The sequence below is a fragment of the Streptosporangium sp. 'caverna' genome (genome assembly GCF_003203775.1).
GTDB lineage: Bacteria > Actinomycetota > Actinomycetes > Streptosporangiales > Streptosporangiaceae > Streptosporangium > Streptosporangium subroseum.
Genome location: NZ_CP029711.1, coordinates 10,135,641 through 10,161,125 on the forward strand (window position 1 = coordinate 10,135,641; position 25,485 = coordinate 10,161,125).

Below are 25,485 nucleotides of genomic sequence, written 5' to 3' on the forward strand. Positions count from 1 at the left end.
CAGGCTTGGGCTTACCCCGGCTGTAGCTGAAGGTTTGCTGCATAAGCCGGTTTTAAACCTCTGATGCACAGGAAACCTTCAGGCATTTGTGAGGATGCAGTGAATCGGGCAGGCCAGGATGGTTCGACATGAGACCGACCAAGCTCCCGAAGCCCCTGCGTACGGGAGGACTTGCCCTGGCCGCCCTCGTCCTCGTGAGCGCGGGCGTGATTTACACGCTTGACGACGGCTCGAGCCAGGCCCCCCAGGTGGAACTCGCCGCCGCCAAGCGCGGAACGGTGATCGCCGCGGTGTCCGCCGCGGGCAACACCGTGGACGACGGCACCAGGGAGCTGGGCTTCGGCGGGGCGGGCACGGTCACGAAGGTCTACGTCAAGGCCGGAGACAAGGTCGACAAGGGCGACGTGCTCGCCAGGATCGGCTCGGCACCCGCCCGCGAGCGCTACGACGCGGCGAAGGCACAGCTCGCGGCGGCTCAGGAGGCGCTGGACGGGGCCGGAAGCACGCCGACGACGGCTCCGGCCCGGAGTCAGGGAGGCCAGGGCGCGGGTCAAGGCGCGGGGCAGGGCGCAGGTCAAGGTGCAGGCCAGGGCGCAGCTCAAGGAGCGGGACAGGGCCGGTCGGGGTCCGGTGCGGCTCCGCAGGCGAGCTGCCCGCCGACCGCGCCGAGCGGTGCCATGCCCACGCCTCGTCCGGGTGACACGGCCGCCCGAACCGGGATTCCCGGTTCGGGCCCCACGACCGCGTCCCGTTCGGGTGGCACGGCCGCCCAGACCGGGGCGCCCAGGCCCACCCCCACCGCCGCACCGAGCGGCGCACCCGCGCCGGCCGGTTCGCAATGGCCCACGACGGTGGTTCAGGCCGGTGGGGTCGCACCCGCCGGTTACTTCTTCAGGCCGGCCCCGACCCCCACCCCCACCCCGACCCCCACGATCAAGGCTCAGGTCAAGGCCCACACCCAGGCCAAGCCCCACCCCCGGCCGCAGGCCCAAACCCAGGCCGAAACCAAGTGGTCCCCGACTCCGACGCCCACGCGGACCTCGACCACAACCTCCACGCAAACGCGACCGCACACACAAACGCATACGAAATCCCCAACCCCAACCCCGACGCCAACCCCGACGCCGACGCCAACTCCGACCCCGACCCCGACGCCAACTCCGACTCCGACTCCGACTCCGACTGGGGGCTCGCCCCGTCCCACACCGACGGTCACCGTCACCGTGACGGCGACCCCCACGGTGACGGTGACGGCCACCGCCACGGTCACGGTGACCGCGACGCCGCCGGGCACAGGCACGGGCACCGGGAAACCCACCTCCAAGCCGACCAAGCCGGCCGCGACCGCCAAGCCCGGCACCAACCCGAAGCCGACCGGCGCCTGTTCCGGTCAGGGCGCAGGCCAAGGTGCAGGACAGGGCGCGGGGCAGGGCGCCGGGCAAGGTGCAGGACAGGGCGCGGGGCAGGGCGCCGGGCAAGGTGCGGGGCAGAACCCGGCACAGGGCGCAGGCCAGGGAATGGGTCAGACCGGCGGCAGCGCCCAGGCGAACGCCGGCGGCAGCCGGGGCGCCGGAGGCGGGCAGGGAGCCGGAGGCGGGCAGGGCGGAGCACTCACCGTGGACCAGGCCGAGGCCCGCGTGAAGCAGGCTCAGGCCGACCTCACCGACGCCACGGAGGAGCTGAAGGGGGTGCGGATCATCGCCCCCGCGGACGGAACCGTCATGTCCGTGGCCGGGGCCGTCGGTGACGCTGCTGACACCGGCTCGTTCGTCACCCTTGGAGATCTCAACGAGCTCCAGGTGGAGGCGCTGTTCACCGAGTCGGACATCGGCAAACTGAAGCTGGGACAGCGGGCCACGATCACGCTGGCCACTCGGGAGGGCGAGAAGTACACCGGTGTGGTGACCCACATCGCGCCCACCGCGACCAACACCGACCAGCTTGTGAGATACGGCGTCACGGTCGCCTTCGACAAGGCTCCGGCCAACCTCATGGTGAGCCAGACCGCGACGGTCACGGTCACCGTCGCCGAGTCGGAGGGGGCGCTCTACGTCCCGGCCCGCGCCGTACGGACCAAGGACGGGACCTCTCGGATCACCGTCCAGGGCGGTTCCGAGCGCGTCGTCGAGACGGGGGTCCGCAGCGACCAGTACGTCGAGATCACCTCTGGGCTCTCCGAGAACGACCGGGTGGTGCTTCCCGGCGGCGCGGCCACCGGGGAGTTCCCGGACAGCAGCTGGCCGGGATCCGCTCCGAGCGCCTCGTGAAACACGCCCCCGGGTCGAAAGGCCCGGGGGCGAGCGGCATTGCTCCGGGCCGGTCGGGCCCGGAGTGAGCAGGAGAGCCGCCGGATCGGCCCGGGAACGAACGGGACATGTCCCTGGCCGGTCCACTCCGCGAATGAGCGGGAGGTGCCCCGGATCGCGTGGGAGGACCATCATCCGGCCCGGAGCGAGCGGGAGGTGCCCCGGGTCAGTCCGCCCGAGGAGATCAGGAGAGTCGCCGAACCGGTCCGGCCCGGGAACGGAGGTGCCCCGGATCGGGTCAGAGGACCGTCAGGTCAGCCCGGTCCGGAGCGAGCGGAAGATCCCCGGGTCAGTCCAGCTCGGGGGCGAGCGGGAGGACCACGCGGAACGTCGAGCCCTTGCCCAGGTCGGACTCCACGGCGACGGTGCCGCCGTGAGCCTCGACCATGGCCGCCACGATGGACAGGCCGAGCCCGCTGCCACCGTCATCGGTGGTGCGGCGGCCGCGGGCGGAGTCGACGCGATAGAACCGCTCGAAGACGCGCTCGCGCTGCTCGGTGGTGAGGCCTGGGCCCTCGTCCGCCAGCTCGATGACGGCCATGTCGTCCTGGGCCAGGAGCGTCAGCCGTACGGGAGTGCGCGGCGGGGTGTGGGTGAGCGCGTTTGTCATCAGGTTGCCCACGACCTGGCGGAGCCGTACCTCGTCGCCGGAGACGATGAGCGCGGAGCCGTCCACCGAGAGCGTGACCTCGCGCTCGGGGGCGAGGATGCGGGCGTCGTGGACTGCGTCGGCGGCGATGGCGAGCAGGTCGACCGGTCGCATGGCCATCGGCCGCTGCTGGTCCATCCGGGCGAGCATCAGCAGGTCGTCGACCAGCAGACCCATCCGGACCGCCTCGGACTCCACCCGGCGCATCAGCGGCGCGGCGTCGATGCCGGGCGCCTGCCGGTAGAACTCGGCGAAGCCGCGAATCGAGGTCAGCGGCGTGCGGAGCTCGTGCGAGGCGTCCGCGACGAACCTGCGCATGCGCTCCTCCGACCGGCGGGCCGAGGACTCGGACTCCGACCTGGCACGGAAGGCGGTCTCGATCTGGGTGAGCATGCCGTTCAGCGACTGGCCGAGGCGACCGACCTCGGTGCGGGGGTCGGTGTCGGGGACGCGGCGGCTCAGATCTCCGGCGGCGATGGCCTGGGCGGTGCGCTCGATCTCCCCCAGCGGGCGCAGGCTCCTCCGAATGATCACCACGCCCACTCCGGCGAGGACCAGCATCAGCCCGCCACCGCCGAGCAGTTCCACCAGGGCGAGCTGGCCGACGATCTGCCGGACCTCCGCCGTGTCCACCGCCACGACGAGGCTTCCGCCGTCCTGCAGCGGGATCGCGCGAACCCGCCACTCGTCGATGTTGAAAGACCGGGAGTGCGCCCCGGAGGGGATGCTGGGCCCCGGCCTGCCCTCCACGTCGACACCGCTGAGCAGAACGACGACCTTGCCGTTCCGGTCGCGGAGCTCCAGCCTGGCGTCGGGTGGCAGTGGTTTGCCGATCAGGGTCTCGGAGCCCCGGCTCAGACGGCGCAGCGCGGTGTCGACGGTTATGTCGATCTGGCTGTCGACGCGGGCGATCAGGTAACCGTGCATGATCGAAACGCTGCCGATGCCGATGAGCGTGAGCGCGATCGTCAGCAGGATCAGGATGACCGCGATCAGCTTCACCCGTAACGGGGTCCCGCTGAGCATCGCGGAACCCCTCGCGGACACGCCACGTAGCCGATCGAGCATCACGGAACCGGCGGCAGACGCAGTACGTAGCCGACTCCACGCAGGGTGTGGATCAGCCGGGGGTCGGTGTTGTCGATCTTGCGACGGAGCACGGAGACGTAGGACTCCACGATTCCGACGTCACCCCGGAAGTCGTAGTCCCACACGTGGTCGAGGATCTGCGCCTTGGACAGCACACGTCCCGCGTTCGCCATGAAGTAGCGCAGCAGTTTGAACTCGGTCGGCGACAGCGCCACGGCCTTGCCCTTGCGCCACACCTCGTGGCTCTCCTCGTCGAGCTCGATGTCGGCGAAGACGAGCCGGGGCATCCGGGCGAGCAGGTCTCCGGCGCCGGTACGGCGGAGCACGGCCCGGATCCGGGCCACGACCTCCTCCAGGCTGAACGGCTTCGTCACGTAGTCGTCCCCGCCCGCGGTCAGCCCCCGGATCTTGTCCTCGGTGGCGTCGCGCGCGGTGAGGAAGACCACGGGCGTGTCGCTGCCGCCGCCGCGCAGACGTCGCACGACGTCGAATCCGTCCATGTCGGGGAGCATGACGTCGAGCACGATGAGGTCAGGACGGTGCCGCTGAACGGCGGCGACGGCGTCCGTGCCATTACCAGCAGTGTTCACCCCAAACCCGGCGAACCGCAGGCTCGCGGCCAGGAGCTCGAGGATGTTGGGTTCATCCTCGACGATCAGCAGGCGGGCTTCGGGTGAGTCGGTCACAGATATATTTTCACCGGCCCACATGAGAAAGCAGTTAACTGGTCAACACAGAGGCTAACCCCACAATATGCCTGGCAATCGCCAAACTGGAGGTCGCCGCCGGTGAGGGGGCGTTTCTCACGAGAGTAACGCGACCGTGCACGTCAATCGCAAAATCATCCAACATGCTTCCGTCCCTGGCCACAGCCTGCGCCCGGACACCGCCCGTGGTCCTGACGAGGTCGGCCCCGGTGAGCGCGGGGACGTAGCGGCGGGCGGCGGTCAGGAACGATCTCTTGGACATCGAGCCGAGCACCTCCCTCACCCCGGTCCGCCAGTGCTTGGCGGCCAGCCGCCGGGTGCCTCCCCAGGCCAGGATCCTGCGCAGGTCGGTGAGGTTGACGTCCCCCCAGGAGTAGCCTTCCAGCGCCAGCGCCATGACCGCGTTGGGGCCCACCAGCACCTCGCCGTCGATCCTGCGGGTCAGGTGCACGCCGAGGAACGGGTAGCGAGGATCGGGCACCGGGTAGATGAGCCCGCGAACCAGGTCCTTCGACGCCCCGGCCAGCGCGTAGTACTCACCGCGGAAGGGGATGATCCGCACGTCACCGGCCGCCCCGGCCATCCGTGCGACGGTGTCGGTGCCGAGTCCGGCACAGACGATCAGCCGGTCGAAGCTCAGCCTCCGCTCTCCCGCCTGGACGTTCACCCCGCTCGCGGTCTCCCGCAGCGCGCGGACCGGGTGCGACAGCAGTACCGAACCGCCCATCTCCTCCACGTCCACGGCCAGGCGGCGGGCGACGGCGGGGAAATCGGCGATCGCGGTGTGCGGGGAGTGCACGGCGGCCACCCCGACGGTGTGCGGTTCGACCTCCCGCAGGGCCAGCGCGTCCAGCTCCGCGATGTCGGGAACCCCGTTCTCCCGGGCGCGCTCGGCGATCTTCCGCAACCCCGGCCGCTCCGCCGCCGTGGAGGCGACGACGAGCTTGCCGACCTCGTCGTAGGGGATCCGGTGCTCCGCGCAGTACTGCCGGAGCAGGGCCACGCCCTCCCGGCAGAGCTTCGCCTTGAGCGAGCCCGGCTGATAGTAGATGCCCGCGTGGACGACCCCGCTGTTGTGCCCGGTCTGGTGGGCTCCGACGTGATCTTCCTTGTCGAGGACGGTCACCTTGACGCCGCGGGTCCGTGCCAGCTCCCTGGCCACCGCCAAGCCAACGATTCCGGCACCGACGATCCCAATGTTCACGGCGTGACCTTACCCGCCAGCCTGCCGACCTTCACAGGGGAAAGATGTCCTTCTTGTGCCAACCAGCGCAGCGAGTCGGCGATGGTCTCCTGGACCGGCCGCAGTTCCACGCCGAGCGCCTCAAGGGTGGGGGTGTCGTAGGTCCGCACCATCGTGACCATCATCTCGACCGCGTCCCTGGTCAGCGGGTAGTTGATCCGTTTGATCAGCTTCACGGCGTCGAGCGCGGCCGCCGCGCCGCGCAGCACCGTAGGCGGCACCCTGAACCTGCGGCAGCGGCCCCCGGTCACCTCGTCGCAGACGTCGGCGAGCTGTGCCCAGGTGAGATAGTGCCCGCCGAGCATGAACCGGCGCGGCCCCCGCCCCGGCTCGACGCAACGGGCGAGCACGACGGCCAGGTCGCGAACGTCGACAACGCCGGCACCGCCCGAGGTGATCGGCCAGCCCTGTTCCAGCCCGGCGCGCAGCCCCTCCATGAGGGTGTCGAGCGAGGGCTGGTACGGCCCGATGACCCCGGCCGGGTAGACGATGGTTATCGGCATCCCCTGGTCCTGAAGGTGTCTGGCATATCGCTCGCCCAGGACCTTGGTCCTGCCGTAGTCGTTTCTGGGCGCGGACAGCGGGCTCTCAGTGGTGATCACCGGCCCGGCCGGCGGCACGAAGACGCCGATCGTGGAAATGTGAACGATCGGGTCGAGACCGAGTTCGACGGCCTGCCCGAGAACGTTCTTAAGCCCGGCCACGTTCGTCCCGGCCGAGTCACCGACCTGGCTGACGACCCCGATCTCGGCGGCGGCGTGAATGACCGCGTCACACTGTTCGAGCCCGGATCGCACGGCTGTCGCGTCGCGAATATCGGCCTCATGCAGGGAAACAGGCTCGACGACTCCGAGCTCGGCCAGAACTTTCCGCGTTTTCTCTGGATTGCGCACCAGAAGAAGTGGCTTATGCCCGTCGGCGAGAAGCGCGGCAACCGCGTGTGAGCCGATGAAACCGGAGGCCCCGGTTACCAGAACGCGCATCCTCGAAAGTTAGCGGCGCCCTCTCCCCAAGAGAAGGGAATAATCGTCACTGTTTTTGATCACTCCTATATCCGCAGGCCCCGGCCACCCCAATCTGGGAATAAGTAAATATGTCAGGGCAGAAAATGGTGATGCGGTCATTCATCGTGGAAACAACCTCGCGTTCCAGGTCCACCGGGGTGCGGGCACACCCGGCCGCTCCGTCCGGGCTGCGAATCGATCATCCGCGGCGCACAGCCGTTATGCACATGTCTCCCGACCGTCGTCCTCCCTGCCGGTGCGGAGGGGTATACCTTGATCAGGCCGGACGGCGGCCGAAACAGGCCGCGTCACCGGTGTGGAAGATGCGAGGCGATGAGTAGAGAGCTGTCCATCGATGTCGACCACCATGAGCGTCCTGGTTGCACCGTGGTCACGGTCGGCGGCGACATAGACCGAAATTCCAGTCCGTTGCTCCGAGACACCATCCAGGAGTTGGTCTCCACCCACCGCACGCGACTCGTCGTCGACGTCGGGGGAATCACCTTCTGCGACTCCACGGGGCTGCGCGCCCTCCTCAGCGGAGCGCGCACGACCTCCGAGGCGGGCGGCTGGCTACGTCTGGCCGGAGTACGGGGCCATCTCGAGCGGCTCCTGCGCATGACCGACCTCTACGACCGGTTCCCCATGGACGCCGACGTGGCCGACTCCCTCGATCACCCCTCCGAGGCAGACCTCCGGCCTCCGGAGCGACCGGAGTAACCGGCACGTCCATACCGTCTCGTGTGAGATCGGTGGTCCGGGGCCGAGCAATCGGCACGTCCGGAACAGCCTCGCACCGCCCTCACATGAGCTTGGCGCGCCGGGGCCGAGCAAACCGGTATGCCCGGAACAGCCTCGCACCGCCCTCGCATGAGCTTGGTGCTCCGGGGCCGAGCAACCGGTATGTCCGGAACAGCCTCGCACTGCCTCGCATGAGCTTGGTGCTCCGGCGGTCGGTGGCGCGGCGGTCCGATGGCCCGTCGGCCCGATGGTCAGTGCATCCGGCCGACGGCCGCCCGCAGGCGGCGTACGTCCCCCAGTCGCGCTTCGTAGGTCGCGCCGACGACCACGAGCAGCAACCCGCCGAACGCCATCGGCACCCACCGCGGCACCGCCACCACGGCCTGCGCGATCCACGGAGCCAGCTCGTGCAGGGCGACGACCGCCAGGGTGAGTCCGCCGAGCAGCGCCGGGGCCTGGAGCCGGAACCGCGCCCCTGACAGCAGCACGGCCAGCGAGACCGTGCCCAGCGACAGCGGCCGGAGCCAGCCGTCGCCGGCCAGCATCGCGATCATGCTGGGCGCCAGGCTGGAGGCGAGCCCGGAACCGTAGGCGATCCAGGAGGAGACCTGCCGGTTCCGTGATTTCCACCAGCCGAACACCAGCAGGACCAGGGAGAACGGCACCGTGTACGCCTCGATCACGGTGATGTCGGAGGCGAGCAACCGCAGCCAGGAGGCCGTCAGCAGGAACCCGGTCCCCACGTATCCGGCCCACTGCCTGTCGGGCCGCAGCGCCGTACCGGCCATCAGCACACCGACGACCGCGCAGGCCAGGCTGGCCAGTGGCAGATCGGCGACACCGAGCAGCAGTCCCGCCGTGGCAAGGGCGTACCCCGCCGTCTCGACGCCGATCGCGAACGCCGAACTCCTGAACCGGCCCGCCACGGCCGCCGCCGCGCAGGCCACGGCGAGCACACCGAACGCGGCGTGCCGTACCGGCCAGTCCATCGCCAGCCCAGCCGCCAGCGCCTCCCCGCCGATCAGCAGCGTCGCCAGCCCAGCCCCGCCGACCGTGACCGCCCGCGCCCGTCCCCGGAAGGCCACCGCTCCCGCGACCACCGCCGCGACCGGAAGCACGATCAACGTGGCGGGCCTGCTCATGAGCGCCCAGGAGACCGCCATCGACGCCGTCCACAGCGCCGCCGCTCCGCCGAACACCCAGTTCGTACGGCTCCGCGCGGCCATCCAGGCCGTCGGACAGAAGCCCGCGACGAACAGGCCCACCTCCACCCCGTACGGCAGGGCGAACGAGATCGGCAGGACCGCCGGCAGCAGGGGCCAGGCCACAAGACCGGCCCTGAGCGCGCCCTTGCGCCCGGCGACCTGCCAGGAGATCAGCACCGCCGCGGCGGCGACGAGACCCACGATCACGATCAGGAGCGGGTAGGGGCCGTGAGAGCCGCCCAGGGGCGTCCACGGCCGTGCGAGCGGGCCGTAGAACGTGAAGATCTCGGCGACGGCGGCACGCGCGACGAGCACCGCGAACGCGGCGAGCACGGCGCCCAGCACCAGGCCGGTCGCCTGCCAGGGACCGGCGACTCCACCAAGACGTACGACCCCGGGCCGCGCGGCGATTCCATCAGACGAGAGTGCGCCTCCGGACCCTGCGGCACTTCCGCCAGACGGACGCGCGTCCCCGGACCGCGCGGCGGATCGCCCGCGGAGGGCGAGGAGTCCGGCCGTCAACGCGCCGACCGCCAACGCCAGGGAGAGCCCCGCGCCGCTCCGCAGCCAGCCCGTCCCCACGGTGACGGCCCAGATCAGGCCGGTGGCCGACAGCACACCCATGGCCAGGGCGAACGCCGCCGCCCGTGGCACCCGGGCCGCGAACGCCGCCGCGCCCCACGCGGCGAGCAAGGTCGCGAGTGCCACGTACGTGGTCGTCCGCTCGGTGAGCGCCGTGGCCGTGGCCACCGCCGACATCGCTCCTGCCGCGACCGTGAAGGCCCCCGCCCACCGCGGTCGCCTGGCCAGGGCCAGACCGAGGACACCCGCGACGGCCAGGACCAGCAGGACCGTGAGGTTCGTCACGTGGTCCCAGCCGTAGGCGGCGGGGGCGACGGCCACCGCGACCGTGCCCGTGGCCAGTGCGGCGAACCCTGCCCGGGCCCGTCCCCGGCCCGCCGCCAACACCGAGGCGACGGCCAGCAGGCCGAACACGGCCGGGGTCGCGGGGAACGGCACGAACCCCCAGCCGCCTGTCCCCGACCAGACGTCATCCAGCCGGCCGAACGGGTTGAGCAGCACCAGGACGACCAGGGGCACCGACGGGAGCGCGGTGAGCACCGCCAGCACTCCCGCCGAGACGGCACCGGCGGAACGGACCCTGGGGTCGTTCAGCCCCGGAAGGTACAGCACGACCGCGGCGGCGACCAGGGCGGCCGCGGTGTGCGGGACGACCCACCAGCCGCCGTACGGGAGCAGCGGCCAGAAGGGCACCGCCAGACCGACCATCAGCGCGATCATCGAACCGGTCGTGAGCTCCACGAGCCGGCCCGTGTGCTCCACCCGATCCGCGATTCCCAGCCCGATCACGGCCAGCACGACCAGCAACGCTCCCCTGACCGAGTCGGTCCCCAGGTCACCGACGAAGAGGGAACTCAGCAACCTCAGCGAGGAGTCCAGGACTCCGGAGCCCACACCCAGCGCCCACACCACACCGAAACAGACCGCCACGGTCGTCCGCACACCGGAACGCCTCGCCGGCCGCGCACCGCCGGGAACCACCGCGGGCACGCCCCCACCAGGGTTGCTCCCCACCGCGGGCACGTCCCCCGCAGAACCGCTCTCCGCCGCAGAAGCGTCCCCACCAGGACCCACCGTCACGGACACGCCCCCGTCGGAACCGCCCTCCGCCGCAGACACGTCCCCGCCGGGAACCGCCATCACGGACACATCTCCGCCGGAACCATCCTCCGCTGCAGACGCGTCCCCACCAGAACCCGCCGTCACGGACACGCCCCTGCCTGCACCGCCCTCCGCCACAGACGCGTCCCCGCCGGAACCGCCCTCCGCCGCAGACACGTCCCCACCGGGACCATCCGCTGCCGCGGAAACGTCCCCATCAGAACCGCCCGTCGCCGCTACAGGCTCGGCAGTCCTGGCGCCGAACCTCAGGAAGGCGGCATCGGCCGCGGCCGTCGCCGCGAGGGCGGCGGTGACCCAGGGAATCGTCTCGCCGAAGGCCAGCAGCGGGAGCGGGAACTGGGCGAGGACGATCGCCACCGGCAGCGGCAGCCTCAGCGAGAGCAATCGCGAATACCCCACCAGGGCGAGCGCTACCAGGGCGAGCAGCAGGGCTGTGTAGTCGAGTTCGCCGAGCTGGTCGACTCCCGCCAGGCCGACCCGCCGGGCCGCGTAGCCATCCAGGAGGAGCAGCGCGACGCCGAGCATCGCGATGGTCTCGGCCGTGGTGGTGAGGCCCCGCTTCACCAGGAGCTTCGGCACGGCGAAGGTCAGCGCGGTGAGCCCGGCGAGGATGGCCGCCCTCCCACCGATGCCGATGTGTCCCCAGCTGACCACCGTGAACACGATGGCCGCGACGACCAGCAGCAGGCCGCCGAGTCCGAGCAGCAGGTTCTGTACGGCCTTCGGCGAGAAGTCCCGCCGCGGCACAGCCGTACCCGGGAGACCGCCGGGTCCGCCGGGTCCGCCGGATCGGCCTGGACCACCGGGCCTGCCGGGTCCGCCGGATCCGGTTGGCCCGCCAGACGGGCCGGGACCACCGGATCCGCCGGGGCCGTCGAATCCCGCCGGAACGGCAGGGGAACCGCTGCCCTCCGCCACCGCCGTCGACGACCTGGAGAACGTGCCCGGGTCACTCGCCCGCGTCATCGCCGGTACGGGACGTCCCGCTGCCCCCTGCCGTACTTCCTGATCACCCTTGCCCGAGCGGCTCCGTTCGGCCCTGAGCAGGTCCAGCAGCTCACCCCGCCGTGACAGCAGGGCCGTCTCCTGCGCCCGCAGCCCGGCCAGTGCCCCGTCGACCTGCCACAGCTCCGCCGCCACCGGCCCTCGCAGGGGCAGTGCGCAGCGCGGGCAGCGGGTCTGTCTCCCGTTGAAGAGGGCGGCGCATTCCGGGCAGCTCACCTCCGCCGGGGAACGGCGTGGTCCGGGGGGCGAGCTTTTATCCTGCATAACACGAAGAGTGGCGGATTCAGATCACTGTTCGCTTGCGATGAACTACTCAGTCGCGACTGAGTACCTCTCACTGGATGCGGCAGGCGATGAACCCACTGGGCACATCGAGCGACCTGGATACGGCGAGCGATCCGGGTACGGCGGGCGACGAAGCTACTGGGTACGGCGGGCGATGAAGGTGATCACTCCGGTGGCGCCCACCGCGACCGTCAGCCATAAGGCCACAACCGACGCCGGCACCCCGGCGTCATCCTGCCCGTCCGCCTCCGCGTCGGCGGCCGTCGTGCTGCCGGAGTCGACGTCACCGGCGGTGCCGGTGGGCATGGGCTCGGGGCCGCCCACCCTCAGGGGGGTGCGGCTGGGTTTCGGGGCGGCCTGCTGGAGGACCGTGTCGGGCAGCGGCACCCGGTAGACCGGGCTGTTCTTTCCCTCGCTGCCGACCAGCAGGGCCTTGCCGTCCGCCGTGTAAGTGATCGACTCGGCCTGGTCCAGCGAGGGCATCGTCACCCGCCCGATCTCCTTCCCCGGCGCGCGGTAGACCGTGGCGGAGAAGTAGGTGCGGACCACGAAGCTCGACCCGTCGGGGGCGTAGGCCGCGTCGGTGGCCATGATGGGCGCGTCGCCGACCTTGCGAAGCACGTTGATCTTGTTGGTGCTCAGCTGCTTCGGGGCCCGGTAGACCGCGCCGGAGAACTGCTTGGTCACGATGTAGAGGCGCCCGGTCCGGGGGTTCACCATGACGCTCTCGGCGTTGTGCCCGCCGTCCTCGTAGTGGAACCGGTAGCGCACGGCGGGGATGACGGCGTCGCTCATCGAGGTGGGCTCCACCGCCCTGTAGACGGAGATGTCAGGCCAGGCTCCGTCGAAGTTGTCACCGATGTCGGCGAACCAGAGGATCCCCTGCCCGGTCTTCGGGTCCTTGGAGGTCGCCATGGCCTCCCAGTCGCGGGCCACGGCTCCCTTCAGGGTGAAGGTCGCACGGGTCCGCCCGTCGGGTCCCACCGCGAAGAAGACCGGCCCGGCGGAGCTGTCGTTGTGGGTGTAGTAGATGTCCTTGCGCGTCGGCGAGACCGCCAGCCCGCTCGATTCGGTGATCCGCTTGTCCTTGAAGTGGAAGAAGGCCTCGTCCTCCCCGTCGTCCGCCCAGGCCCCCTGCCCCGCGAACACCGTCACACCGGTCAGGGCTGCCACCACGAGCGTGCGAATCAGGACGTCTCCCATGGCGCCATCATGCCCCGTCGAGACCACCGGACGACTTACGACTGGCCGCGAGCCCGTAACAGGCCCCGTGCTCGCGAGGGCTGGAGGCTCACCTGAGAGCCTCGGAATCCTGACGGACCGGGGGCTGATGACAGATCGGGTTCGCCTGGAGTGCACTCCAGGTGCCTAATGTAAAAGCATGGACTACACGCAGCTTGGCCGTACCGGCCTTAAGGTCAGCCGCCTCTGCCTGGGCACGATGAACTTCGGTCCCGTGACCACGGAGGAAGACTCCTTCGCGATCATGGATCGTGCCCATGAGCTGGGCATCAACTTCTTTGACACGGCCAATGTCTATGGCTGGAAGAAGGGCGAGGGCATCACCGAGCAGATCATCGGGCGATGGTTCGCCAAGGGCGACGGCCGCCGTGAGAGGACGGTCATCGCCACGAAGCTCAATGGCGACATGGGCGACTGGCCCAATGAGAGCCGTCTGTCCGCGCTCAACATCCGTCGGGCCGCCGACGCGTCGCTGAAGCGCATGCAGACCGACTACATCGACATCTACCAGGCCCACCACATCGACCGGAACACCCCGTTCGATGAGTTCTGGGAGGCCATGGACATCCTCAAGCAGCAGGGCAAGATCCTGTATGTGGGGTCGTCCAACTTCGCGGGCTGGCACATCACGAAGGCCCAGGAGACCGCCCGGCGCCGTAACAGCCTCGGTCTGGTCTCCGAGCAGTCCCACTACAACCTGCTCGTCCGGGCCCCCGAGCTGGAAGTCATCCCCGCGTGCGAGGACTACGGCCTGGGCCTGATCCCGTGGAGCCCGCTGGCGGGCGGCCTGCTCGGCGGCATCCTCCGGAAGATCGACAAGGGTCGCTCGGCGGCCGAGCGCATGGTCGCGGAGTTGGAGAAGCACCGCGACAAGATCGAGCAGTATGAGGCGTTCTGCGATGAGCTCGGCGAGGACCCGGCCAACGTCGGCCTGGCCTGGCTGCTCCACCAGAAGGTCGTCACCGCGCCGATCATCGGGCCGCGCACGCTCGACCAGCTTGACGGCACCACCCGGGTGCTGGAGATCAAGCTGGAGGAGAAGGCGCTGGCCCGTCTCGACGAGATCTTCCCCGGGTTCAAGACCGCTCCCGAGCACTACGCCTGGTGATCCACTCTCCGACCTGAATGGCCGGAGAGCGCCCATGCCGCTCACGTGACACCTCGCGGGGTCCGTGTACGGCACGGGACACCTGACGCTTCACAGGCCGCCCGGCGACGAGATCTCCACGTCGCCGGGCGGCCTGGTCACGAGATCACCGCATCACCCGGCTACGAGGTCACCGCCCGGCGACCTCGGCCACAAGGTCACCGGGTCGCCTGACGGCGTGGGTCTCCGCGCCCAGTGATCCACGCCGGACGGACGGATGTCACTCCTTGATGTGGTCGCGCCAGCTGTGTGCGGGTTCGTAGCCCAGGACGCGGCGGGCCTTGTCGATGGAGAGCAGCGTCTCGTGCGGTCCGAGCTCGCGCCGGACGGGGACGTCGGGGTGCACCTCGGCGATGAGGTCGCTGCTCGTACGGGACATCACGGTGTCGGCGTTGGCGATGACGAAGATGTCCAGGCCGGTGGCCTGGTGCTCCAGCGCGCGGCGCACGGCCTGGGCGCCGTCGCGGGCGTCGATGTAGCCCCACAGATTCCAGCTGCGCAGCAGCGGATCGGCGTCGAAGGCCGGGAAGCCGTCGTAGTCGCCGGGCTCCATGACGTTGGAGAACCGCAGCCCGATCATCTTCATCTCCGGCTCCCAGCGGCAGAACTGGGCGGCCATCTGCTCTTCGAGGTGCTTGGCCAGCGAGTACGCGGTCTCCGGCCGGGCCGGATACTCCTCGTCGACGGGCACGTACGGGGGCGGCACGTCGAACGGGAGGCCCAGCAGGGTCTCACTCGACGCCCACACCACGTTGCGGATCCCGGCAAGCCGCGCCGCCGAGAACACGTTGTACGTCGCGGTCATGTTGTTGGCGAAGGTGGCCGCGTTCGTCACCATGCCCGGGCCGGGGATCGCCGCCAGATGCACCAGCGCGTCCACGCCCCGATGGCGATCGTCGACCCCCGTCAGCGCCTCCACGGTCTGGCCGTAGTCGGTGAGGTCGACCCGGGTGAACGGGCAGAGCGGCTGCGCCGGGACGACCAGGTCGAGGTTGACCACGTCCCATCCGTGGGCAAGCAGTTCGGCGATGACGGCCCGGCCGAGCTTGCCGCTTCCGCCGGTGACGGCGACCCGAGATCGCATGGGAGTCATGCCTTCCCTTCGGTGGTGACAGATGTCCGTTTGATCTCATCGAGAGCGGACAGCAGGTGGTTCAGCAGGTTCCGATGCTATCTGGGCATGGCTGCGAAGCCTGATCACATCCGTGGGGTGTCTCGGCTCCTGTGGACCGCCTTGGCCGACGGGGTCGGTCGGCCGGCCGGGTCGAGGCGGAGGACGGGGTGGTCGGCCGGGTCGGGCGTTTCTCGAAGGAGCGGCGCACCTCCGGGGAGGTCGTGGCCGCCGGACGCGCCGAGCCGGAGGACGTCGGCCTTCCGATCACAATCGTGGTCCGCCGCCACCGGCTCGGGGTGCTTCACTATGACCAGGACAAGGCGGTTGTCGCGAAGACCGCAGGCCTCGAGACCGAGTAGATCATCCAGTCGGGCTCGGCGAACCTAACACCTGCCGCTCGGGCTCCATGATCATGGAGCCCGTACCGAAATTGGCGACCTTTTCCCTGTCTGGCACGCTGTACGGCCCGCGCCGAGAAGAAAACGCCTGGAGGGAATCACATGCGACCGTATATAGTTAGCGAAGGTAATGACTTATGCTAACGAACGACCAACCCAGGAAGGACCACGTCGCAAGCCTGCGCAGCGACGCTGGTCTCGCTTCGGCACTGAGGGTGTCACTGGCACGCCTGACCAGACGCCTGCGCAGGCAGGCGGCAGTGCACTCGCTGACCCCCACCCAACTCGCGACGCTCGTCGCCGTGGAACGGCATTCCGGGATAACCCCCGGCGAATTGGCCGAGCTGGAGAAGGTACAGCCGCCCTCGATGACACGCGTGATCGCCGCACTGGCCGATCGGGGGCTGGTGTCACGTATGCCACACCCGACCGACCGCCGCCAGGTGACCGTGAGCGTGACCGAGCAGGGTTCAACGCTGCTGAAGGAGGAGCGCCGTCTCAAGGAGGCGTGGCTGACGCAGCGGTTGAAGGAGCTGACCCCCGAGGAGAGGGCGACGCTCCGGCAGGCGGCTCCCATTCTGGAGAAGCTCAGCCGGATCTAGCCGAACCCGAGGAACCCGGGGCCTCGGCGATCCCGCAGGACGCCGAGGCGCACGCACTGCCGGACGGAGAGCCGGAGGTGCGGGCAGGACTGCGAGGCCGCTTCATCCGCGCCGTACCCGGAGTGGGATCGGCGCTACGGCGGGCCCGCTTCGCCCATGCCGTACCCGGCACGAAGTCCGGAGTACGAGCGGGACGACGGGGCCGCTTCACGCGCGCCGCAGGTGGCGGGAAGCCCGGGGTGCGGGCAAGGCTGCGTGCGCGTCGGGATGCCCGGGCCGTGCAGGCCGCGACCGCCGGCGAGTCGCAGGCCGTCGCGACCGGAACCACACAGGCCGTGCCCGAGGCTCGGGACGGGATGTTCCGGGCGTTGCGCAACCACAACTACCGGCTGTTCCTGACCGGCGGAGTGATCTCCAACGTCGGCGGGTGGATGCAGCGCACCGCGCAGGACTGGCTGGTGCTGGATCTGACGCGCAACCCCAACGACCCCTCCAGCAGCGGCAGCGCCGTCGCGCTGGGCCTGACCACCGCGCTGCAGTTCCTGCCGCTGGTGCTGTTCGGGCTCTGGGGCGGCATGCTCGCCGACCGCTATCCCAAGCGTTCGCTGCTGCTCATCGCCCAGTCGCTCATGGGTCTGCTGGCGCTCACCATGGGCGCGCTCGTCATCACCGGCAACGCGCAGGTCTGGCATGTCTACGTGATGGCGTTCTCGCTCGGGCTCATCTCCTGTGTCGAGGTGCCGACCCGGCAGTCCTTCGTCGTGGAGATGGTCGGCCGCAGGGACCTGTCGAACGCCATCGCGCTGAACGCCTCCAGCTTCAACCTGGCCCGCGTGGTCGGTCCGGCCGTCGCGGGCGTGCTGATCTCCATGCTCGGCGGCACGGGTCCGATGTTCGTGGTCAACGGGCTGTCGTTCATCGCCGTACTCTCCGGCCTGATCCTGATGCGCACCTCGGAGCTGACCACTCCGGAGCCGGTGCCCAGGGCCAAGGGGCAGCTCCGTGAGGGACTGCGCTATGTGCTGGCCGAGCCGGCCCTGCTCATGCCGATCCTGCTGGTCGCCTTCGTGTCGCTGTTCACGCAGTCGTTCACGATCTCCATCGCGTTGATGGCCCGTCAGGTCTTCGGCGCGGACGCGTCCTCCTTCGGCGTGGCCTCCAGCGTGTTCGCGGTGGGCGCCCTGGGCGGCGCGCTCCTGGCGGCACGGCGGGCACGGCCCAGCAGGAAGCTGCTGATCGCCGGGGCGCTCTCGTTCGGCGTGTTCCAGATCGTCTGCGGCCTGGCCCCGTGGTATCCGCTCTACCTGCTCTTCCTCATCCCCGCCGGCGTCGCGCTGATCTCGGTCAACACGTCCGCCAACGCCAGCGTGCAACTGGCCTCCTCGCCGGAGATGCGCGGCCGGGTGATGGGCCTCTACGTGCTGGTGCTGACCGCCGGTGCCCCGCTCGGTGCGCCGCTGCTCGGCTGGGTTTCCGAGATGGGCGGCCCCCGGACCGGAGTTATGATCGGCGGGGTGCTCACCGTGGTCGGCGTGGGCGCGGCGACGATGCTGACCAGGGCACTCACCAGGAGGTCGGATGCGGCTGTTCGTGGGGTTGCTGCCGCCGCAGCCGGTGCGCGATGAGCTCGTCCGCGCACTCGAGCCCCATCGCGAGGGATGGCCCCAGCTCCGCTGGCTGAATCCGGCCGGCTGGCACGTGACGCTGTCTTTTCTCGGCGAGGTGCCGGACCGGGTCCTGCCCGAGCTGGAGACGCGGCTCGCCCGCGCCACGTCACGCCACGCGTCGATGACGCTGTCGTTGGCGGGTGCGGGCGCGTTCCCCTCGGCTCGACGTGCCCGGATCTTCCTGGTCGGCGTGCGAGGGGGCGGCGCCGGGCTGTTCCGCCTGGCCGACTCCCTGGGCGCGGGGGCGCGGCGTGCGGGAGCCGTACAGACCGATCACCGGCGGCTCAGGCCGCACCTGAGCCTGGCCAGGTGCCGTGTCGACGCCGACGTGCGCCCCCTGGTCGAGGCCTTCGAGCCGTTCGCCGGCACCGAGTGGGAAGCCGGCACGGTGCACCTGGTGAGGAGCCACCTCGGCGCCGAGGTCCGTTACGAGACGATCGCCCGATGGCACCTCGCGGCGCGAGCCTCCCATGGGCAGAGCTAGGCTCCAGAGGTGGATCGTCCCCGTCGCTGGCTGCTGCCCATGGTGCTCGCACTACTCGTGCTTCTCGTGGTGATCGGCGCCCTCGTCTCCTGAGAGCAACCGCGGTGCGGGCCGACGCCCCGGGGCGTTCCGCCACCGGATGACGTAGCCGTCCGCCCGCGACGAACGGCCGGGCCCATGGCCCCGCTACGGGTTCGTCACCCATCCGGGCCCATACCCCCTGGCTCCAGACGCGTCATCCGACCGGTCCCGTGGCCTGGACTCCAGGCGCGTCACCCATCCGGGCCCATGGCCTCGGACTCCAGGCGCGTCATCCGACCGGGCCTGTCGCCTCGCGACTCCGGATGGCCCACCGAGCCGGGCCGGGCCTGTCGCCTCGCGACTCCACCGGTGACGACGGTGGTCGTTCCTGATCTCTCCGATGAGGCCGGAAACCCGCCTCAGCCTCGCGTCAGCGTACGGCGCCCGTGGTGAGGACGTGCTTCGCCAGCAGCTCACCGTGCGCGTCGGCGGAGGCGTGACCGGCGTCGAGCGACTGGCGCGCCAGATCCCGCAGGGATTCCATCGCGGGGGTGCTCTCCGCCAAGGTCAGCTCGACCTCGCTCACATGCAGCTCCAGCCCGAGCATGTCTCCGAAGAACCGGCGATAGTACGGCGTCGCGTGGTCCCAGCCCGCACGGGGCGTGCTGGGGCCGTAGCCGCCGCCGCGGGTGACGACGAGTGCCGCCGGACGGCCCGCCAGCAGCGGCTCCTGCCCCGGCGCCAGACGAGAATCCGTCAGGATCAGGTCGATCCATGTCTTCACGTGCTGCGAGACGCCGTAGTTGTAGAGCGGAACGGCGAACAGGTACGCCTCCGCGGCGACGAGCTCGTCCACGAGTTGCTTTGCGAGGGCCCCGATTCGGCGCTGGTCTTCCGTGCGCTGGTCCTCGGGCGTGAACGAGCCCATGACGGCCGACGACCACGCGTCCGCGGGAACGGGAGAGGCGACCAGGTCTCGCCGGGTCACGACACCGGACGGGTGGGTGCGAATCCAGGCCGCTTCAGCGGTGTCGGCGACCGCGCGGCTGACCGACTGGTCTCCCCGAATGCTGGCGTCAAGACGGAACAGGCTCATTTCGAGCTCCTTGTTGTAGTTGTTGTCGCAATCATATTGATTACAGACGTTCCGTCAAGCAACTCTGTTGCAGAACCTATCATCGGTAATACCACACAAGTAGTTGGTTAGCTAGCATGAGGGCCATGGCCAGTGCCCCGGTTCCCGTACCGCGCCCCTCTCCGACCGCAGACGCGACAGAGCAGTCCGCCGCCGATGTCCTCAAGGACGACTTCGGCTGGTCGCTGAGCGTCATCCTGCGGGCGTACATGCGCGGCGTGGAGGAGGCCGTCAACGACATTCCGGGCGGTCCACGGGGCTACCAGGTCATCGCCTCAGCCAGCCAGAATCTCGCCGCCAACCAGGGCGTCATGGCCTCACAGCTCGGTATCGACCGGACGGTCTTCACCTATCTGATCGACGATCTGGAAGCCGCGGGGCTGGTGTCACGGCAACCCGACCCGGCCGATCGACGTAGCCGCAAGGTCGTCGCCACGGAGGCCGGACGGGCTCTCTGGCAAGCTCGGCGGACCGCCCTCGCCCATGCCGAAGCCCATATCCTCTCGATCCTCGGAAGCGAGGAGCCCACCTTCAAGGATCTTCTGAAGCGCGTGGCCGTCTACGCCGACCGGGTGGATCCTCTGCAGGACGCCTGTCAGGCGGTGGAGAGCCTGGCAAAAGAGGAGGCCCGGCACCTCGGGATCAAACGCAGGACCCCGCGACGCGACTGAGTCCTGCCTCCTCATCCCACCAAAACTTGTGATCACTTATTGACGGCGGTTTCCGACAAGCACAAAGTGATCATGTGATGCGCCGCCTTGTTCCACCCGTGATTCTCGGGCTTTTCGTCCTGTCCGGCCGTGGCTCGGAAACACCGCTCAGCCAGGCCGTGCTGGATCAGGCTCGCCTTTACGGGGTGGCGCCGGATCTGATCTACGCGGTCGAGCTTGAAGGGTATGAGCTGGTCGAACAGTCGGTCGGCGGCATCGGGGAGGAGGGCTTCGGAGTCTCCTACGTCGCGCGGGGCGATAGGCAAGTGGGATTGACAGTCGACCGTGGCACGTTCAGCGACGGTCTCTGCGCCGACACACCGATCAACAAGGCCGAGCCGCCTACGGCGCCGGTGACGTGCGAGCGCGACGAGGTGGGCTGGTACTGCTCGGGCGGAGGCCGCCACGAGTACACCGCGGTCCGGGCCGACCACCTCATCCGGCTGAACGGCCGCCTGGAGGAGGTGGATCGGGCCGCGCTGAAGGCGGCCGTGGCCGGAGCCCGGCACGCGACAGGAGACAGCGCCACCTCCTCACCCGGCAATCGCCCGTCCGGTCCGATCGAGCGTGGTGACCTGCCGACCAGCGGCGACGGCGCGCCGAACAACGAGGTGGGTCCCGGCGGCTGAACCCGGTTGTCCCAGAAGGCGACGCTGCCCGGCTCCCAGCGGAAGCGGACGGTGTACTCGGGACGGGTGATCTGCTCGTAGAGCAGGTCCAGGATGCGACGGCTCTCCTGGGAGGAGACGCCGACGATGCGGTCGGTGAAGCCGGGGTTGACGAACAGGGCCCGCTCCCCGGTCTCGGGATGGACGCGGACAACCGGGTGAACGGCCACCAGAAGCTCGCCGCTGTTCACGTCTTTGATCCTGCGACGCATTCCCCATAAAATTAATAGAAAATACATGGAATACCGGAACGGCGTGCCCAGGCCCCGCGCGAGCCCTTGGAGGGGACTTGCCGGGATGTCTCGTCGAAGGGGTAATGTAACGACGAGTATATAAAGGCGGTGACCACGGTGAGCGGCAGGCCACGCGAGTTCGACATCGACACGGCGCTTGACCAGGCGGTCCAGATCTTCTGGCGCCAGGGCTACGAAGGCACGGCGATCTCCGATCTGGCCGAGACCCTGGGCATCAACCGCCCGAGCCTGTACGCCGCGTTCGGCAACAAGGAAGCGCTGTTTCGCAAGGCACTCGACCGCTACACCGCCACGGTCACCTCGTACGTGCAGGAGGCGTTCGAAGAGCCCACCGCCCGAAGGGTGGCCGAGCGCCTGATGCTCGGGGCCGCGGACGCCACGACCCGTGAGGGCTGCCCACAAGGGTGCATGGGCGTGCAGGGCGCGCTGGCCGCGAGCGTGGAGAGCGACCGGATCCGATACCTGCTCTCGGACTGGCGCACGGCCGCTCAGGTCGACGTCCAGGGACGGTTCGAGCGCGCGCGATCGGAGGGCGATCTGCCGCCCCAGGTCGACCCGGCCGACCTTGCGGCCTACGTCACGACCGTCATGTACGGGATCGCGGTCCGGGCTGCGAGCGGAGCGACGAACGCCGAACTGCGGCGCACCGCCGCCTTCGCCGCGCAGGCCTTGCCCTGGTGACGCCTCCGCACGCCGGCACCACGATGGTGGCGAATCCGTCAGAGGCGGCGACCATCCACCCGGCACCGACGGGCGCGGAGCAAGACCGACGGGCACGTTGCGCTCGCTGAAGACTCCTCATTTGCATGCTGGCAAACATACGAATCATCCCTGGGTCGCCCGCTTGAGATGGTGACCTGTTCGGACTGTCTCGGCTACTCGACCGATCCGCTCTGGAAACGAAGCCCGGTGATCACCGTCGCAGGTCCCGTCGTCCGCTTCCGCAACCTGATCGCCGTCCCAAAGCGGGATCTCATCGAGACGGGCGACTCCATCCAGGCACAATCACTTTCGTCTCTCGCATCCTGTGCCCTTATTTCAAGGAGCGCCCCCGAGGAGAGGGCCTCTCGTCTTCCTCAATACCTGGGAAGGTACACTCGTCGAAGCCCGCTTCGCGGACGCCTTCGCCCCCTTTTCTTTCGCCATCGCGTTCGGCACGCTGCTCGCCGAACGACGGAATCCAGCGCGCTTCGCCACACGCAGCCGTCGCAGGCCGCGTAACGAGTCGCGCCGATGACGTCGCGCCGCGAAACGGGTCAGGTGCGGTGCCGGGAACACGATCCCCGCGTCGCTGAACATTCAAGTGTCTTCACAATGAATTCCACAGAGCATGTCGTGCGACGCCGTGAGGTTTGCATATTTCGCCGCGCGTCATATTCGGTGGGATTTTTCTCGGGGGAATGCAATGGATCTGAATCTGCGTGGCAGGAGCGCGCTTGTCACCGGCGCTTCGCGGGGCATCGGCGCGGCAACGGCCGAGGTGCTGGCGGAGGAGGGTTGCGCCCTTCACCTGGCCGCCCGCAACGTGTCCGCGTTGGAAAGTCTCGCCAGTCGTCTCCGCGCCGTATACGGCGTCGACGTGCGCACCCATCCCGTGGACCTACGGCAGCAGGCGGACCTGACCGCCCTCGCCGGCGCGGTCTCCGACATCGACATCCTGGTCAACAATGCCGGTGACATCCCGGGCGGAACCATTGAAATGGTTGACGAAGAAACCTGGCGGCATGCCTGGGAGCTCAAGGTCTTCGGTTATATCAACCTCACCCGGCTGGTCTATACGAGGATGAAGGATCGGCGACACGGCGTGATCGTCAACAACATCGGCAACGCCGGTGAGCGAGTAGACGGCCAATACATCGCCGGCAGCACCGGAAACGCCGCCCTGATGGCCTTCACCAGGGCGCTGGGGGGTCGGAGCCTGGCAGACGGAATCCGCGTCGTCGGCGTCAATCCCGGCCCTGTGGCGACGGATCGAATCCTTGATTTTCTGAAAAGCCGCGCACACGGCCAGCTCGGAGATGAAGGCCGATACGCAGAGCTGACCTCCCACTATCCGCTCGGCCGACCGGCGACTCCACGTGAGATCGCAGATCTGATTGTTTTCCTCGCCTCCGACCGCTCCGCTTACACGAGTGGAGCCGTCTTCACCGTCGACGGCGGTCTCTCCGCGAGGGCTTAGGGGTCCCAACAAAATGATCTGGGGGCGTGTCCACGGCCTCTCTTGATCGCCCTTCTCTCCATGAAGAAGGGCGCCGCCTCGTCCGCTGATCTTCCTGTCAAAACCTCTTAGGCGCAGACCGGCACTACCGGATTGTCGTGGCTGCGCACTGCGGGGAGCCAGGCGTGGCCACCGGGTGCGCGGTCGAGCCGAACCCTGAACCAGCGTGTCGTGCCGACGCCCGTTTCGTCCTCGACCCGGTCGCCGTCATAGAGGACGCAGTCGACACGCAAGACGTCGTTGTGCCATACGCGGTGGCTGACCACATTGTCGGCGTCGTATTTCAGTCTCGGATCGCGGGCCAGGCCCATACTGCAGGCCGGCAATCGTTCCTTCTGGCTCTTGCAGTCGCCCTCGATGTTGAAAACCCGTATCGCCGCGGTTGCGGAGGCCTCTGGCTTGCTCTTCGCGATCACCGGCAGGTCGGACTTCTGATCTGTTCGCAGCATGACGGTGATGATGGCAACGGTCGCCACGAGGAACGCCGCCGGCAAAAGGGCCCACGCCGTGCGGAGACGAAGGCGCGGCGGTGATGCGGGCACAACCGGCTGTGACGGCTCGGCGATCGCCTCGGGTTCCGCGTCCTGAAGCTCGGCAGGGCGTTCGGGCGACGCCTGCGAGGACCGCGTGGCACTGGCGAGCGCCCATAACCTGTGCAACTCCCGGAGTTCCTCGCCGGTGGCCCCGCATGCCCTGGCGAACGCGTGAACGGCGCCATAGCCGACCGGCAGTTTGGTGCCCGAACAGTAGCGATGGAGGCTCGATCGGCTGATCCCGCTCTGTTTGGCCAGCGCCTCGAAGCTGGTTCCGGCACGCTCCTTGAGCACACGAAGGCGGGCCGCGAACCGCTCGATTTCCTCCTCATGTGTCATTGCACCCTCCCACAGCAAGAACGAGTCGCTACCGGTCCGCGACCGCCGAGAGCGTCGTCCCACCGCTGTCTCAGCAGGTGCGCGGGGGCGTGCACATCATGATCGATCAGGACATCTCAGTATCCTACTTCGACTACTTTCCTTGCCATGCGTCATTGCCTGGAGCAAGCGTCGTTCTGCCATCGGCGTGACGGGTGCGGCGAAGGCGCAATCCGTTCGTGGACCCCTTGAGGACGGCCTTCAGCGCACTTCAACCTGAAGCGTAAGCACACATAAGCAGGGCCAGGACACCGCGGTTACGGCGCCTGGCCCTGCGATCAGAGGAACCTGCGGTGTGTCAGGGAGTGGTGAAAAGCGCCATTCCTGCCGGCGCAGTCTTGGATCCCATGTACACCTGAGGATTGCCGAACCTGTCCTTGGTGACCTGGAACTGGACGGAGAAGCTGTATGAGCGGGCGCACGGGAAGTGGACTCTCGGCGTGCAGGTGCTCGCGAAGATGTTCCCCCGGAAATACCGGTAGTAGCTCCCGGTCGAGTCGGTGGGAATGCTCGTGCCGTCGATGTAGAACCCGAGGTTCTTTCCGGTGCTGTTCACCTGAGCCTTGGTCACCGAGGCCGACCATGACGAAGGCGCCTGGTCGCTGCACGCGTAGAAGTTGAAGTCCACCTGGCCGTAGCGAAGGTTGCTGATGCTCGAACCGGGATAGACGGAGAAGGTCGGGGACGTGCAGGCCAGGGCCCCGGAGGCGGTGGCGGAGGCGGCGGGAGAGAAAGTGGCGGCGAGAAGCGAGAACCCCGCCACCGCGATCGAGAAACGCGCGATGCTCCTGGCACGACCCGAGCGGTCCGCCGATGTTCTGACCGGGGCGGGCCGATCAGTCGTCCTGCGAGCGATTCGCGGAAATCTCATGGGACTCCTTAGAGAGGCGTTACTTCACGCGCCGCGGCGGCGATTCTTTCGCTGTTTCCCCCATTTGTCGCCGCCGGGCGCCGTTGGACGACGCCAACGTAAAAC

The 25,485-nt window shown here is 68.9% G+C and carries 21 protein-coding genes and 1 pseudogene; 11 read left to right on the forward strand and 11 right to left on the reverse strand.

Going from position 1 to position 25,485, the window contains the following annotated elements; all coding sequences use genetic code 11:
• Positions 1-128 precede the first annotated feature (128 nt).
• Positions 129-2,267 (forward strand): efflux RND transporter periplasmic adaptor subunit, encoded by a 2,139-nt coding sequence (locus DKM19_RS43775; protein ID WP_110704483.1) that lies wholly within the window; start codon positions 129-131, stop codon positions 2,265-2,267.
• A gap of 328 nt (positions 2,268-2,595) precedes the next feature.
• On the opposite strand, the gene DKM19_RS43780 is transcribed toward DKM19_RS43775, so the two are convergent.
• Genes DKM19_RS43780 through DKM19_RS43795 form a run of 4 tightly spaced genes read right to left on the reverse strand, consistent with a single transcriptional unit; the run spans position 2,596 to position 6,977 of the window.
• Positions 2,596-3,981 (reverse strand): HAMP domain-containing sensor histidine kinase, encoded by a 1,386-nt coding sequence (locus tag DKM19_RS43780; RefSeq protein ID WP_110706406.1) that lies wholly within the window; start codon positions 3,979-3,981, stop codon positions 2,596-2,598.
• Positions 3,982-4,022: 41 nt separating this feature from the next.
• Positions 4,023-4,730 (reverse strand): response regulator transcription factor, encoded by a 708-nt coding sequence (locus DKM19_RS43785; protein WP_369987313.1) that lies wholly within the window; start codon positions 4,728-4,730, stop codon positions 4,023-4,025.
• A gap of 34 nt (positions 4,731-4,764) precedes the next feature.
• The gene (gene lhgO / locus DKM19_RS43790) at positions 4,765-5,955 is read right to left on the reverse strand and encodes an L-2-hydroxyglutarate oxidase (protein WP_110704487.1); all 1,191 of its coding nucleotides are present in this window, start codon (positions 5,953-5,955) and stop codon (positions 4,765-4,767) included.
• Positions 5,952-6,977, reverse strand: a complete 1,026-nt coding sequence (locus DKM19_RS43795) for an SDR family NAD(P)-dependent oxidoreductase (protein WP_110704489.1) — start codon at positions 6,975-6,977, stop codon at positions 5,952-5,954. Before DKM19_RS43795 ends, lhgO begins: the two co-directional genes overlap by 4 nt.
• Before the next feature lie 354 nt (positions 6,978-7,331).
• Here DKM19_RS43795 and DKM19_RS43800 point away from each other — a divergent pair, with 354 nt between their 5' ends.
• A complete protein-coding gene (locus DKM19_RS43800; RefSeq protein ID WP_110704491.1) occupies positions 7,332-7,718 on the forward strand; it encodes an STAS domain-containing protein in 387 nt (128 codons plus the stop codon).
• A gap of 272 nt (positions 7,719-7,990) precedes the next feature.
• Here the strand turns inward: DKM19_RS43800 and DKM19_RS43805 are convergent, their stop codons facing one another.
• Positions 7,991-11,788 carry an SCO7613 C-terminal domain-containing membrane protein gene (locus DKM19_RS43805; protein ID WP_162642210.1) on the reverse strand — a complete coding sequence of 1,266 codons (3,798 nt, stop codon included), beginning with the start codon at positions 11,786-11,788 and terminating at the stop codon, positions 7,991-7,993.
• Between the two features lie 285 nt (positions 11,789-12,073).
• Positions 12,074-13,141: a hypothetical protein gene (locus tag DKM19_RS43815; protein WP_204358496.1), complete on the reverse strand. Its 1,068-nt coding sequence runs from the start codon at positions 13,139-13,141 to the stop codon at positions 12,074-12,076.
• Between the two features lie 178 nt (positions 13,142-13,319).
• On the opposite strand from DKM19_RS43815, the gene DKM19_RS43820 reads away from it, so the two are divergent.
• Positions 13,320-14,288: an aldo/keto reductase gene (locus DKM19_RS43820; protein WP_110704496.1), complete on the forward strand. Its 969-nt coding sequence runs from the start codon at positions 13,320-13,322 to the stop codon at positions 14,286-14,288.
• A 259-nt stretch (positions 14,289-14,547) separates the two neighbouring features.
• On the opposite strand, the gene DKM19_RS43825 is transcribed toward DKM19_RS43820, so the two are convergent.
• A complete protein-coding gene (locus DKM19_RS43825) occupies positions 14,548-15,411 on the reverse strand; it encodes an NAD(P)-dependent oxidoreductase (protein WP_110706408.1) in 864 nt (287 codons plus the stop codon).
• 197 nt (positions 15,412-15,608) lie between these two features.
• Here DKM19_RS43825 and DKM19_RS43830 point away from each other — a divergent pair, with 197 nt between their 5' ends.
• The 4 genes from DKM19_RS43830 to thpR all read left to right on the forward strand — a co-directional run bounded on the left by DKM19_RS43830 (position 15,609) and on the right by thpR (position 18,592).
• The gene (locus DKM19_RS43830) at positions 15,609-15,800 is read left to right on the forward strand and encodes a hypothetical protein (protein ID WP_110704498.1); all 192 of its coding nucleotides are present in this window, start codon (positions 15,609-15,611) and stop codon (positions 15,798-15,800) included.
• 176 nt (positions 15,801-15,976) lie between these two features.
• The gene (locus DKM19_RS43835) at positions 15,977-16,441 is read left to right on the forward strand and encodes a MarR family winged helix-turn-helix transcriptional regulator (protein WP_089211895.1); all 465 of its coding nucleotides are present in this window, start codon (positions 15,977-15,979) and stop codon (positions 16,439-16,441) included.
• 77 nt (positions 16,442-16,518) lie between these two features.
• Positions 16,519-18,066 (forward strand): MFS transporter, encoded by a 1,548-nt coding sequence (locus tag DKM19_RS43840; protein ID WP_239513917.1) that lies wholly within the window; start codon positions 16,519-16,521, stop codon positions 18,064-18,066.
• Complete coding sequence (gene thpR / locus DKM19_RS43845) at positions 18,020-18,592, forward strand: RNA 2',3'-cyclic phosphodiesterase (protein WP_110704500.1); 573 nt, start codon at positions 18,020-18,022, stop codon at positions 18,590-18,592. The genes DKM19_RS43840 and thpR overlap by 47 nt, the downstream gene beginning before the upstream one ends.
• Positions 18,593-19,043: 451 nt before the next feature.
• Here the strand turns inward: thpR and DKM19_RS43850 are convergent, their stop codons facing one another.
• Positions 19,044-19,709 (reverse strand): FMN-dependent NADH-azoreductase, encoded by a 666-nt coding sequence (locus DKM19_RS43850; protein ID WP_110704502.1) that lies wholly within the window; start codon positions 19,707-19,709, stop codon positions 19,044-19,046.
• Positions 19,710-19,834: 125 nt separating this feature from the next.
• Here DKM19_RS43850 and DKM19_RS43855 point away from each other — a divergent pair, with 125 nt between their 5' ends.
• Positions 19,835-20,419 (forward strand): MarR family winged helix-turn-helix transcriptional regulator, encoded by a 585-nt coding sequence (locus DKM19_RS43855; protein ID WP_110704504.1) that lies wholly within the window; start codon positions 19,835-19,837, stop codon positions 20,417-20,419.
• 77 nt (positions 20,420-20,496) lie between these two features.
• Positions 20,497-21,087, forward strand: a complete 591-nt coding sequence (locus DKM19_RS52320; RefSeq protein ID WP_162641155.1) for a hypothetical protein — start codon at positions 20,497-20,499, stop codon at positions 21,085-21,087.
• Positions 21,088-21,101: 14 nt separating this feature from the next.
• On the opposite strand, the pseudogene DKM19_RS53175 reads toward DKM19_RS52320, so the two are convergent.
• A pseudogene (locus DKM19_RS53175) lies at positions 21,102-21,575 on the reverse strand (TauD/TfdA dioxygenase family protein); the annotation flags it as partial.
• Here DKM19_RS53175 and DKM19_RS43870 point away from each other — a divergent pair.
• Together DKM19_RS43870 and DKM19_RS43880 are read left to right on the forward strand one after the other, a co-directional pair.
• Complete coding sequence (locus tag DKM19_RS43870; RefSeq protein ID WP_239513918.1) at positions 21,468-22,061, forward strand: TetR/AcrR family transcriptional regulator; 594 nt, start codon at positions 21,468-21,470, stop codon at positions 22,059-22,061. The pseudogene DKM19_RS53175 and the gene DKM19_RS43870 overlap by 108 nt on opposite strands.
• 724 nt (positions 22,062-22,785) lie before the next feature.
• Positions 22,786-23,559, forward strand: coding sequence for an SDR family oxidoreductase (locus DKM19_RS43880; RefSeq protein WP_110704510.1), 774 nt, complete (start codon positions 22,786-22,788; stop codon positions 23,557-23,559).
• A 107-nt stretch (positions 23,560-23,666) separates the two neighbouring features.
• Here the strand turns inward: DKM19_RS43880 and DKM19_RS51355 are convergent, their stop codons facing one another.
• Together DKM19_RS51355 and DKM19_RS43890 are read right to left on the reverse strand one after the other, a co-directional pair.
• Positions 23,667-24,470 carry a helix-turn-helix transcriptional regulator gene (locus tag DKM19_RS51355; protein ID WP_204358498.1) on the reverse strand — a complete coding sequence of 268 codons (804 nt, stop codon included), beginning with the start codon at positions 24,468-24,470 and terminating at the stop codon, positions 23,667-23,669.
• 337 nt (positions 24,471-24,807) lie between these two features.
• Positions 24,808-25,380 (reverse strand): hypothetical protein, encoded by a 573-nt coding sequence (locus DKM19_RS43890; protein ID WP_162642212.1) that lies wholly within the window; start codon positions 25,378-25,380, stop codon positions 24,808-24,810.
• Positions 25,381-25,485 lie beyond the last annotated feature (105 nt).

Excerpts from the sequence above, each read along its gene's own strand:
- DKM19_RS52320 (WP_162641155.1), top strand. The coding sequence starts at position 20,497 with ATGCGCCGCCTTGTTCCACCCGTGATTCTCGGGCTTTTCGTCCTGTCC.
- DKM19_RS43825 (WP_110706408.1), bottom strand. The coding sequence starts at position 15,411 with ATGCGATCTCGGGTCGCCGTCACCGGCGGAAGCGGCAAGCTCGGCCGG.
- DKM19_RS43855 (WP_110704504.1), top strand. The coding sequence starts at position 19,835 with ATGGCCAGTGCCCCGGTTCCCGTACCGCGCCCCTCTCCGACCGCAGAC.
- DKM19_RS43850 (WP_110704502.1), bottom strand. The coding sequence starts at position 19,709 with ATGAGCCTGTTCCGTCTTGACGCCAGCATTCGGGGAGACCAGTCGGTC.
- DKM19_RS43800 (WP_110704491.1), top strand. The coding sequence starts at position 7,332 with ATGAGTAGAGAGCTGTCCATCGATGTCGACCACCATGAGCGTCCTGGT.
- DKM19_RS43890 (WP_162642212.1), bottom strand. The coding sequence starts at position 25,380 with ATGAGATTTCCGCGAATCGCTCGCAGGACGACTGATCGGCCCGCCCCG.
- DKM19_RS43820 (WP_110704496.1), top strand. The coding sequence starts at position 13,320 with ATGGACTACACGCAGCTTGGCCGTACCGGCCTTAAGGTCAGCCGCCTC.
- DKM19_RS43835 (WP_089211895.1), top strand. The coding sequence starts at position 15,977 with ATGCTAACGAACGACCAACCCAGGAAGGACCACGTCGCAAGCCTGCGC.
- DKM19_RS43880 (WP_110704510.1), top strand. The coding sequence starts at position 22,786 with ATGGATCTGAATCTGCGTGGCAGGAGCGCGCTTGTCACCGGCGCTTCG.
- thpR (WP_110704500.1), top strand. The coding sequence starts at position 18,020 with ATGCGGCTGTTCGTGGGGTTGCTGCCGCCGCAGCCGGTGCGCGATGAG.
- DKM19_RS51355 (WP_204358498.1), bottom strand. The coding sequence starts at position 24,470 with ATGACACATGAGGAGGAAATCGAGCGGTTCGCGGCCCGCCTTCGTGTG.
- DKM19_RS43795 (WP_110704489.1), bottom strand. The coding sequence starts at position 6,977 with ATGCGCGTTCTGGTAACCGGGGCCTCCGGTTTCATCGGCTCACACGCG.
- DKM19_RS43815 (WP_204358496.1), bottom strand. The coding sequence starts at position 13,141 with ATGGGAGACGTCCTGATTCGCACGCTCGTGGTGGCAGCCCTGACCGGT.
- DKM19_RS43775 (WP_110704483.1), top strand. The coding sequence starts at position 129 with ATGAGACCGACCAAGCTCCCGAAGCCCCTGCGTACGGGAGGACTTGCC.
- DKM19_RS43780 (WP_110706406.1), bottom strand. The coding sequence starts at position 3,981 with ATGCTCAGCGGGACCCCGTTACGGGTGAAGCTGATCGCGGTCATCCTG.